Below are 1976 nucleotides of genomic sequence, written 5' to 3'. Positions count from 1 at the left end.
ATGGTGGAGACTAGGAGAGTCGAACTCCTGACCTCCTGCGTGCAAAGCAGGCGCTCTACCAACTAAGCTAAGTCCCCAGCTTATCAATAAGTCAATGTATCGTTCTGTTCTGTTTGCTTCAGCACTTGCATGCTTCGTTAGTCAGATTTGGTGGGTCTGACAAGACTTGAACTTGTGACCCCACGCTTATCAAGCGTGTGCTCTAACCAACTGAGCTACAGACCCTCAGATACATCTTTATGAAGAACAACTTGTTGTGGATTCTTACCAATCGTCAATCTTTCGTTAAGGAGGTGATCCAGCCGCAGGTTCCCCTACGGCTACCTTGTTACGACTTCACCCCAGTCATCGGCCACACCGTGGTAAGCGTCCTCCTTGCGGTTAGACTACCTACTTCTGGTGCAACAAACTCCCATGGTGTGACGGGCGGTGTGTACAAGGCCCGGGAACGTATTCACCGCGGCATTCTGATCCGCGATTACTAGCGATTCCGACTTCATGGAGTCGAGTTGCAGACTCCAATCCGGACTACGATCGGCTTTTTGAGATTAGCATCCTATCGCTAGGTAGCAACCCTTTGTACCGACCATTGTAGCACGTGTGTAGCCCTGGTCGTAAGGGCCATGATGACTTGACGTCGTCCCCGCCTTCCTCCAGTTTGTCACTGGCAGTATCCTTAAAGTTCCCGGCTTAACCCGCTGGCAAATAAGGAAAAGGGTTGCGCTCGTTGCGGGACTTAACCCAACATCTCACGACACGAGCTGACGACAGCCATGCAGCACCTGTATGTAAGTTCCCGAAGGCACCAATCCATCTCTGGAAAGTTCTTACTATGTCAAGACCAGGTAAGGTTCTTCGCGTTGCATCGAATTAAACCACATGCTCCACCGCTTGTGCGGGCCCCCGTCAATTCATTTGAGTTTTAGTCTTGCGACCGTACTCCCCAGGCGGTCTACTTATCGCGTTAGCTGCGCCACTAAAGCCTCAAAGGCCCCAACGGCTAGTAGACATCGTTTACGGCATGGACTACCAGGGTATCTAATCCTGTTTGCTCCCCATGCTTTCGCACCTCAGTGTCAGTATTAGGCCAGATGGCTGCCTTCGCCATCGGTATTCCTCCAGATCTCTACGCATTTCACCGCTACACCTGGAATTCTACCATCCTCTCCCATACTCTAGCCAACCAGTATCGAATGCAATTCCCAAGTTAAGCTCGGGGATTTCACATTTGACTTAATTGGCCACCTACGCGCGCTTTACGCCCAGTAAATCCGATTAACGCTTGCACCCTCTGTATTACCGCGGCTGCTGGCACAGAGTTAGCCGGTGCTTATTCTGCGAGTAACGTCCAAGCATCTTGGGTATTAACCAAGAGCTCCTCCTCCTCGCTTAAAGTGCTTTACAACCAAAAGGCCTTCTTCACACACGCGGCATGGCTGGATCAGGGTTCCCCCCATTGTCCAATATTCCCCACTGCTGCCTCCCGTAGGAGTCTGGGCCGTGTCTCAGTCCCAGTGTGGCGGATCATCCTCTCAGACCCGCTACAGATCGTCGCCTTGGTAGGCCTTTACCCCACCAACTAGCTAATCCGACTTAGGCTCATCTATTAGCGCAAGGTCCGAAGATCCCCTGCTTTCTCCCGTAGGACGTATGCGGTATTAGCATCCCTTTCGAGATGTTGTCCCCCACTAATAGGCAGATTCCTAAGCATTACTCACCCGTCCGCCGCTGAATCCAGTAGCAAGCTACTTTCATCCGCTCGACTTGCATGTGTTAAGCCTGCCGCCAGCGTTCAATCTGAGCCATGATCAAACTCTTCAGTTTAAAATCAGTAGTGCCTAAAGGACACCAATCTTGGCTCATCAATTTTCTGACAAATATTTCTCAAATAAACTTCGAGTAATTTCTACCATCAATCAATGAAAATAATTTCGATCGATCAACCAGTAAAAATCCACACAAGTTGTTCTTCATAA

General features: G+C 50.1%; 2 tRNA genes and 1 rRNA gene. All 3 read right to left on the bottom strand.

Annotation, left to right across the window (positions count from 1 at the left end):
- Window position 1: 1 nt before the first annotated feature.
- Window positions 2–77: transfer RNA gene (locus LOZ91_RS14525), tRNA-Ala, on the bottom strand.
- Between the two features lie 71 nt (window positions 78–148).
- Window positions 149–225: transfer RNA gene (locus tag LOZ91_RS14520), tRNA-Ile, on the bottom strand.
- Window positions 226–286: 61 nt separating this feature from the next.
- Window positions 287–1824: ribosomal RNA gene (locus LOZ91_RS14515) — 16S ribosomal RNA — on the bottom strand.
- Window positions 1825–1976 lie beyond the last annotated feature (152 nt).

It is taken from the genome of Acinetobacter sp. F-1 (assembly GCF_022869025.1).
In the GTDB taxonomy this organism is placed as follows: Bacteria; Pseudomonadota; Gammaproteobacteria; order Pseudomonadales; family Moraxellaceae; genus Acinetobacter; species Acinetobacter pseudolwoffii.
Note: the sequence above shows the minus strand (reverse complement) of the source record. Positions and strands in the feature narration are given on the sequence as shown.